This is a genomic window from Blautia sp. Sow4_E7 (assembly GCF_052116245.1).
GTDB lineage: Bacteria > Bacillota > Clostridia > Lachnospirales > Lachnospiraceae > Blautia_A.
In genome coordinates this window covers 19,374-27,974 of record NZ_JBQKLL010000044.1, presented here as the reverse complement: position 1 = coordinate 27,974, position 8,601 = coordinate 19,374, and the positions used below count along the sequence as shown (strand labels likewise).

6 protein-coding genes, 1 tRNA gene, 1 other RNA gene and 1 other annotated feature are annotated in these 8,601 nt (G+C 43.7%); of the genes, 7 read left to right on the top strand and 1 reads right to left on the bottom strand.

From position 1 onward, the window contains the following. Positions 1-182: 182 nt before the first annotated feature. On the bottom strand, positions 183-1,079 hold the full coding sequence (locus ACTQ50_RS16840) for a LysR family transcriptional regulator (RefSeq protein WP_441485156.1): 897 nt from the start codon (positions 1,077-1,079) through the stop codon (positions 183-185). Between the two features lie 145 nt (positions 1,080-1,224). Between ACTQ50_RS16840 and leuC the strand changes: the two genes are divergently transcribed. The 7 genes from leuC (at position 1,225) to ssrS (ending at position 8,585) form a co-directional block, all read left to right on the top strand. Beyond that, the gene (gene leuC, locus ACTQ50_RS16835; protein WP_441485155.1) at positions 1,225-2,493 is read left to right on the top strand and encodes a 3-isopropylmalate dehydratase large subunit; all 1,269 of its coding nucleotides are present in this window, start codon (positions 1,225-1,227) and stop codon (positions 2,491-2,493) included. 15 nt (positions 2,494-2,508) lie between these two features. Beyond that, the gene (gene leuD, locus ACTQ50_RS16830; RefSeq protein ID WP_226818397.1) at positions 2,509-2,997 is read left to right on the top strand and encodes a 3-isopropylmalate dehydratase small subunit; all 489 of its coding nucleotides are present in this window, start codon (positions 2,509-2,511) and stop codon (positions 2,995-2,997) included. A gap of 128 nt (positions 2,998-3,125) precedes the next feature. Continuing rightward, positions 3,126-3,199: transfer RNA gene (locus tag ACTQ50_RS16825), tRNA-Pro, on the top strand. Between the two features lie 94 nt (positions 3,200-3,293). Continuing rightward, positions 3,294-3,571, top strand: a binding site (T-box leader). A gap of 97 nt (positions 3,572-3,668) precedes the next feature. After that, positions 3,669-5,324, top strand: a complete 1,656-nt coding sequence (locus ACTQ50_RS16820; RefSeq protein WP_441485154.1) for a 2-isopropylmalate synthase — start codon at positions 3,669-3,671, stop codon at positions 5,322-5,324. 409 nt (positions 5,325-5,733) lie between these two features. Continuing rightward, positions 5,734-6,660, top strand: coding sequence for a cell wall hydrolase (locus tag ACTQ50_RS16815; protein WP_441485153.1), 927 nt, complete (start codon positions 5,734-5,736; stop codon positions 6,658-6,660). A 169-nt stretch (positions 6,661-6,829) separates the two neighbouring features. Further along, entirely contained in the window at positions 6,830-8,320 is a 1,491-nt protein-coding gene (thrC, locus tag ACTQ50_RS16810) for a threonine synthase (RefSeq protein ID WP_441485152.1), read from the top strand. 87 nt (positions 8,321-8,407) lie between these two features. Further along, a non-coding RNA gene (gene ssrS, locus ACTQ50_RS16805) (6S RNA) lies at positions 8,408-8,585 on the top strand. Positions 8,586-8,601: the final 16 nt, after the last annotated feature.

Below are 8,601 nucleotides of genomic sequence, written 5' to 3'. Positions count from 1 at the left end.
TGGAACACAGCCAGATTTTTGTTGATTTTGAAAAAAATAAAAAGAAAAGAAGTTTTAAAAGAAAAATGGTGCTGGGCATAACACCCAACACCAAGTTTGTCTACAGTCTGATCCGGGGAAACTCCCCGGATTTTTTGCGTGGTTACGGAATCAAAGTCTGCGTTTATGTATGGACTTTTGTTTCATTGCCCATTGCTTTTGTTGTTTCTATTAACCAGCTGCGTTAGCAGTTTCTGGTTTTCACTGCCTTTTCTGCATACAAATCCGATTTCTCTTGATGGAAAAGTGAATCCTAAAGGTACTTCGATAAGAGCTTCTGTATCTAGTTCTTTCTGCACAAATTCCTTGATCACACAGGCAATTCCCAGACCTACCTGGGCGAATTGGATTAGAAGATCCATGGAACTGACTTCCAGAATATGTCCCAGCTGCAGCTGGTGCTCGTGAAGCATGGTATTAACAGATTGCCTGGTAATATTTTGTTCATCCAGAAGCATGAAGGTGGCAGTATGATAAAGAGGTTCTTTGGGGAACAACTGATGCTGATTTTCCAGATATTTTTTGGTTGCCACGAAGGTATCCTGGATCTGCAGCAAAGGCAGAAATTCGTATCCGGAAAGCTTCTGGGGGCGTCCGATCAGTCCAATGTCTATTTTATCCTCATCAAGAAGCTTCAAAGTCTGATAAGTGGACTGACAGGAGATAATGATACGGATCTGGGGATTGGCTGCGATGAAATCCTTTAACTGTGGCATAAGTACATACTTGCATAAAGTAGTGCTGGCACCAATGCGCAGCCTGGGAATTTCCCGGGAACGGTTGTGAAGGATGGAGTCTTCCCCTTCGGAAAGAAGGTCGAAGGCTCCTTTTACTTTTTCATAGAGGATCTGTCCGTCCGGAGTGAGAGAAACACCTCTGGAGCTGCGCTTAAAAAGAGTAGTGTCCAGATTGTTCTCCAGCTTCTTAATGGCACGACTGATGGCTGGCTGGCTGATGTAGAGCTCCTTGGCAGCGGAAGAGATATTTCCGGTGCGGCTTACCGTATAAAAAATATGGTAAAGAGATAGATTTTCCTGCATGGTGTTCCTCCTGAAATATGTTGCATTGTGATTTATTATGGCTCATATAACTACAAGTTATAATAAATATGATTAATATGTATTTTTATTATAACAGAAAGTGTGCTAAAATAGCAACATACAATGAATTAGGAGGAATACAAAAATGGGAATGACAATGACTCAGAAGATCCTGGCTGCACACGCAGGTCTGGATCATGTAGAAGCAGGACAGCTTATAGAGGCACAGCTTGACCTTGTTCTTGGAAATGATATCACCTCTCCGGTTGCAATCCATGAGATGGACAAGATGACCGTAGATACTGTATTTGACAAAGATAAAATTGCACTGGTAATGGATCATTTTATTCCGAATAAGGACATCAAATCTGCCGAGCACTGCAAATGTGTCCGTGAATTTGCCTGTCGTCATGACATCACCAATTATTTTGACGTAGGACAGATGGGAATCGAGCATGCCCTTCTTCCGGAAAAAGGTCTTACGGTAGCTGGTGATGTGATTATTGGAGCTGACTCACATACCTGTACATATGGAGCTCTGGGAGCTTTTTCCACTGGTGTTGGAAGTACAGATATGGCAGCTGGTATGGCTACCGGTAAAGCATGGTTTAAGGTACCGTCTGCGATTAAATTTAACATTGTAGGCAAACCGAAAAAATGGGTAAGCGGTAAGGATGTGATCTTACATATCATCGGTATGATCGGTGTTGACGGAGCACTTTATAAATCTATGGAGTTTGTAGGAGAGGGCATTAAGAACCTTTCTATGGATGACCGTTTTACAATTGCAAATATGGCAATTGAAGCTGGCGGCAAGAATGGTATTTTCCCAGTTGATGATCTGGCAATCGAATATATGAAGGAGCATTCCGAACGTCCGTACAAGGCATATGAAGCGGATGAGGATGCTGTTTACGAGGCTGAGTACACGATCGATCTTAGTACACTGGAGCCAACAGTTGCTTTCCCTCATTTACCAGAGAATACCAAGACGATTTCTGAGATCAGTGAGCCGGTTGTGGTAGACCAGTCTGTAATTGGATCCTGTACAAACGGACGTATTGATGACCTTCGTGTTGCAGCCCAGATCCTGAAGGGACGCAAAGTGAAGAAAGGCCTTCGCTGCATCGTAATTCCGGCTACACAGACTATTTACCTGCAGGCAATGGAAGAAGGACTCCTTAAGATCTTTATTGAGGCTGGAGCAGTTGTAAGTACTCCTACCTGTGGACCATGCCTTGGTGGATATATGGGAATCCTGGCAGCTGGTGAGCGCTGTATTTCTACTACCAACCGTAACTTTGTTGGACGTATGGGACATGTAGATTCAGAAGTTTATCTTGCAAGCCCGGCAGTAGCGGCAGCAAGTGCGGTAACTGGCTATATTTGTGCACCAGAAGAATTAGGATTATAAGGAGGAGTACTTATCATGCAGGCAAAAGGCAGAGTTTTTAAATATGGAGACAATGTAGATACAGATGTTATTATTCCGGCACGTTATCTGAATTCCTCAGATCCGGCGGAACTGGCAACTCATTGTATGGAAGATATTGACAATACCTTTGTAAAAAGAGTACAGAAGGGTGACATTATTGTAGCAACCAAAAACTTTGGCTGCGGATCTTCCCGTGAGCATGCCCCGATCGCCATCAAGGCAGCTGGTGTAAGCTGTGTCATCGCTGAGACATTTGCCAGAATCTTTTACCGGAATGCCATCAATATTGGTCTTCCGATCATCGAGTGTCCGGAAGCAAGCAAAGGCATTGAGGATGGAGACGAAGTAGAAGTAGATTTCGATTCCGGTATGATCTACAACCGCACCAAAGGCACCCAGTTCAAGGGACAGGCGTTCCCGGAATTTATGCAGAAGATTATTAAAGCAGAGGGACTTGTTAATTACATTAACGCCCAGCACTAAAACTAGAACGTGAAGCCATGGAAACGGAAGAGGCTTCACGTTCTTCTTTTGGAAGTATGTAAAAATATCGGTTTTCCGAAAAAACAGTTGATTTTTTTTACAACATTTGGTACAATATCAACTGTTCGCGGGGTATGGCGTAGCTTGGTAGCGCGCACGGCTGGGGGCCGTGAGGTCGCAGGTTCAAATCCTGTTGCCCCGATTGGTCATTGATAGTTGCGAGTCTGGTTGCAGACAGTAACCATTGACAAATGACTGGAAAAATGTTAAGGTAATAACCACAGAGAACCTATAAGAGAAATGCTTTGATAAGGAGTAGTACACAGGAACCAGAGCGCAGAGAGTCATCGGCTGGTGTGAGATGACGGAAGGAAACTGTAGAACTCGCCTTGGAGCAGCTGCTTGAAATTGCTTCCTACTTTATAAGGAGAGCAGAAGCAAGAATAGACGCAGACGGATTCCACCGTTACAGGGAGAGGATATAAGGATTGATCCCGTATCCGTGAAGTGTATGGATTTTTTATTCATGAAATAAGAGTGGTACCGCGTAGGACATATGTCTTCCGTCTCTTGCATCAATATATGTGCAGAGTTGGAGGGCTTTTTTTATGTAATAAAATCCTTCCGTTCCAAAAGAGAAAAACAAATTTACAATATGGAGGAATAAAGAAATGATGAATGTAAGCAAATACAAAAAACAGTATTATCTTCCGCCGGAAACCTGTATGGACTGGGCAAAAAAGGACTATATTGACAAGGCACCGGCATGGTGCTCCGTAGACCTTCGTGATGGAAACCAGGCACTTGTAATTCCAATGAGCCTGGAGCAGAAAGTGGAATTTTTCAAACTGCTTGTACAGATTGGTTTTAAAGAGATCGAAGTTGGTTTCCCGGCAGCTTCTGAGACAGAGTATACCTTCCTTCGTACTCTGATCGACCGGAACCTGATCCCTGAGGATGTTACCATTCAGGTACTTACCCAGGCCAGAGAGCACATTATCCGTAAGACCTTCGAGGCTGTAAAAGGTGCGCCAAAAGCCATTGTCCATGTATATAATTCTACATCCGTTGCACAGCGTGAGCAGGTATTTAAGAAATCCAAAGAAGAAATCCTGAAGATCGCAGTAGAAGGTGCGAAATTATTAAAAGAACTGGCAGAGCAGACGGAAGGAAACTTCCAGTTTGAGTACAGCCCGGAGAGCTTTACAGGCACAGAGCCGGAATATGCACTTGAGGTTTGCAACGCAGTTATTGATGTATGGCAGCCTACCCCGGATAACAAATGCATCATCAACCTGCCAGTAACCGTAGAACATTCCATGCCGCACGTATATGCAAGCCAGGTTGAGTACATGTGTAAGCACATGCTTCACCGTGAAAATGTAATCGTATCCTTACATCCCCATAACGACAGAGGCTGCGGTGTAGCGGATTCCGAGATGGGTATCCTGGCTGGTGCAGACCGTATCGAGGGAACTCTGTTTGGAAATGGTGAGCGTACTGGTAACGTTGATATTGTAACACTTGGAATGAACATGTATTCCCAGGGCGTAGATCCGAAGCTTGATTTCTCTGATATGCCTCATATCTGTGAAGTATATGAACGCTGTACAGGAATGACAGTAGGAGAGAGAAGCCCATACAGTGGAGCTCTTGTTTTTGCTGCATTTTCCGGTTCCCATCAGGATGCAATCGCCAAAGGCATGCACTGGATCGAGGAAAAAGATCCAAACCGCTGGAACGTTCCTTATCTGCCAATCGATCCTACAGATGTTGGACGTAACTATGATGCAGATGTGATCCGAATCAACAGCCAGTCCGGTAAAGGTGGCGTAGGCTATATCCTTGAGACAAAATATGGCCTGAACCTTCCGCCGAAAATGCGTGAGGCAATGGGCTACACAGCCAAAGGTGTTTCCGACCACCTTCACAAAGAACTTCATCCAGATGAGATCTTTGATCTGTTCAAGAAGACCTTTGAAAATGTGGTAGAGCCATACAGCATTAACGAGGTTCATTTCCAGCAGAAGGACGGCGGAATTACAACAAAGGTTACCTCTACCTTTAAGGGAAAAACAATTACTACAGAAGCTACTGGAAACGGTCGTCTTGATGCAGTAAGCAATGCCCTGAAGAAAGCATATGAGCTGAAATATTCCCTTGAAGTGTATCAGGAGCATGCACTGGAACGCAGCTCCAGTTCCAAAGCTATCGCATATGTTGGAATTAAGAAGCCAGACGGAACCATGGCATGGGGCGCAGGCGTGGATCCGGATATTATCCGCGCATCCATCGATGCCCTTGTAACCGCAATCAATAACCGATAATTTTTAATAAGAAAGAAAAAACGGGTAAAACGCACAGAGCGTGTTTTGCCCGTTTTTTTGTACGTTTTTTGTCAGAACAAGGCGATGAGAAATGCTTGACGAAAGAATAGAAGCGAAGTTATAATCATACATGAAAAGAGAAAAAGAAACATACCGGGGAGAATGAAGGGGACAAATAAAAACAGGTAATTTTTTCAAAAATGTTACGACCACTTTTGACAAAAATCTCTTGTTTTGGCGCGCACCCTTTCTTTTTTTACCTCTTTTTGGATAAAATAGGATGATTGCCATAAAAATTACTTGACATTTTAGCTATTATTAAATATAATTTTCCTATACATTACAGAAATGTTACAGAATAAATAATTAAAGAAATCAAAACATAACAAAAGTGCAAGGAAAGAAGAATATGAAATTAAAATTAAGTTTACAGAATGTAACAACTTCCAAGGGCAGGAACCAGAGGGAAAAGAATGGAAATGCTCTTGTACATAATTTTGTAGCTCTTAGTGCCTGTGCCGCGTTGACGATGATTTTGGCAATTGGATCAAAGGTGTCCGAACCAGGCGGGCGGAGCCAGGTTTATGCGGCTTCGGATTCGGAGGAGGACTCCGCGTCTGCCGGAGTTGATTCGGGCTCGATCAGTTACACTCTGCCCACGGGAATTGCGGGTATGGTTACCAGTGTTGCGGACAGTCCGGCGGCAGGGACTTCGGTAGCACGTATTGGAACCTCCTGTGAGAGAGTGATGGTTGGACAGCGTGTGAAGAAGGTAAAAGGAAATGCTGACGAACTGAATGTGGGAGATTCCATGGCAGATACAGTTGACAGCTTTGATGCGGCAGTATCCGCATCTGCAAACGCCAAACTGATGTCAGATTCCGATTACGATAATCTGCTCCACATTGTAGAAGCAGAGGCTGGAACAGAAGATATTAAGGGACGGATCCTGATCGCCAATGTGATCATGAACCGGGTGTCCAACAGTGAATTCCCAGGTACTGTTACGGATGTAATTTTTGACCAGAAAAATGGTGTTCCCCAGTTTTCTCCCATTTATGATGGAAGGTTTTATGAAGTAACAGTTTCCGACGATACCAGAGAAGCTGTAAAACAGGCATTAGAAGGTGTGGATTATTCCCAGGGAGCATTGTTCTTCATCCAGCGTTCCGCAGCAGAGAAGCAGAATGTGTCCTGGTTTGATAAAGAACTGAAGAAATTATTTAAATATGGTGTTCATGAATTTTATACCTATCCGGAGGAAAAGGATTCCAAGAACAGTTCCTCTTCCCAAACCGGGGACGAAGAAAATGTAGTCCAGATGGTAAAAAAATAGAATTCAGGGCAATAAGGTTACGGGCCGTCTGAAATTATTTCAGGCGGCTTTTTCAAATTTGGTGTTGATTTAACACGGTGAAGTATGTATAATACCTGTAAAGTCGAATACGATGATAAAGAGGTAAATTATTTGTCTCATAACAATAAGCGAAAGGCAGGAATAACAAATGCAGGTAATGTACCAGAGCACCAGAGGAAAAGGAGAACCGGTAACCGCTTCCCAGGCTATTTTGAAGGGACTTTCTGAAGACGGAGGATTGTTCGTACCCACACAGATTCCGGCGCTTGATGTTTCTATGGAAGCACTTTCCCAGATGTCTTATCGGGAAACTGCTTATCAGGTAATGAGCCGTCTTCTCACTGATTTTACAGAGGAAGAGCTGCGCACCTGTATTAACAGTGCATATGACAAGAAGTTCGATACAGATGTGATCGCGCCTCTGAAGGAAGCCGACGGAGCATACTATCTGGAACTTTTCCATGGTCCGACGATTGCATTTAAGGACATGGCACTTTCTATTCTTCCATATCTTATGACCACAGCTGCAAGAAAGAATCAGGTAAAGAATGAAATCGTGATTCTTACCGCTACTTCTGGAGATACAGGTAAGGCAGCCCTGGCTGGCTTTGCAGATGTTCCAGGAACTCGGATCATTGTATTTTATCCGAAACACGGAGTAAGTCCGATCCAGGAGAAGCAGATGGTGACACAGAAAGGAGCCAATACCTATGTAGTAGGTATTACAGGAAACTTTGATGACGCCCAGACTGCTGTGAAGAAAATGTTTAACGATAAAGAGATGGCAGAAGAGCTTGCACAGGCAGGTTTCCAGTTCTCCTCTGCCAATTCTATTAATATTGGCCGTCTTGTTCCGCAGATCGTTTATTATGTATATGCATATGCAACATTAGTACGCCAGGGAGGGATCAAGGCTGGTCAGGAGATCAATGTGGTAGTGCCTACTGGAAACTTTGGAAATATTCTGGCAGCATTCTATGCAAAGCAGATGGGACTTCCAGTGAATAAGCTGATCTGTGCATCAAATGAGAACAAGGTACTGTTTGATTTCTTCTCTACCGGTACATATAATAGAAAGAGAGATTTTATCCTTACGAGCTCACCGTCTATGGATATTCTGATTTCCAGCAACCTGGAGCGTCTGATCTACCGCATTGCAGGAGAAAATCCAGAGGAATGCGCCAAGCTTATGGAAAATCTTTCTAAGGGCGGGGAGTATACCATCACACCTGAGATGAAAGCCCAGCTGAAGGATTTCTATGGCAATTACTGTACAGAAGAAGAAACCAAGGAAGCAATCCGTGAAGTCTACAAGGCAAGCGATTATGTAATTGACACTCATACAGCAGTTGCTGCTGGTGTATACAAGAAATATGTAAAAGAGACAGGCGATAAGGCTCCGGCAGTGATCGCATCCACCGCAAGTCCCTACAAATTTACCAGAAGCGTTATGGATGCTATTTCAGAAGGGCATGAGAACCTGGATGATTTCGGACTGGCAGATGCGCTGGAGAAGCTTTCCGGTGTGGCAGTTCCGAAAGCAGTTAACGATATCCGTACAGCACCGGTAATTCATGACCGTGTGGTAGACGCAGAAGATATGCCGGCAACTGTGAAAGATATTCTGGGTATTAAGTGAATTTTCGGTGTTTTTTCTGTAAAAAGAATTTGTGCATTTTCTGTTGAAAAACAGTATATACTAGAGTATAATAACTTTTAGAAAAAATGAATCCTGGGATGTGCGAGACCCCTTTTATTTTTGAACCTACATTGACATCAAGGGAATCCAAGATCGCAGTGCGGATGTCAGACCTCTCGTCGTGGTAGGCAGAAGTCCTGTTGAGGATACCCACCTAGCGGTTAGCTAGGCGTCAAAAGAAAGGGAACGGCATTCTGGGATTTTTTAGAACAGGGAGGCAG

What these genes read in the sequence shown, in the direction of transcription:
- ACTQ50_RS16840 (WP_441485156.1), bottom strand. Translation starts at nt 1,079, where the DNA reads ATGCAGGAAAATCTATCTCTTTACCATATTTTTTATACGGTAAGCCGC.
- leuD (WP_226818397.1), top strand. Translation starts at nt 2,509, where the DNA reads ATGCAGGCAAAAGGCAGAGTTTTTAAATATGGAGACAATGTAGATACA.
- leuC (WP_441485155.1), top strand. Translation starts at nt 1,225, where the DNA reads ATGGGAATGACAATGACTCAGAAGATCCTGGCTGCACACGCAGGTCTG.
- ACTQ50_RS16820 (WP_441485154.1), top strand. Translation starts at nt 3,669, where the DNA reads ATGATGAATGTAAGCAAATACAAAAAACAGTATTATCTTCCGCCGGAA.
- thrC (WP_441485152.1), top strand. Translation starts at nt 6,830, where the DNA reads ATGCAGGTAATGTACCAGAGCACCAGAGGAAAAGGAGAACCGGTAACC.
- ACTQ50_RS16815 (WP_441485153.1), top strand. Translation starts at nt 5,734, where the DNA reads ATGAAATTAAAATTAAGTTTACAGAATGTAACAACTTCCAAGGGCAGG.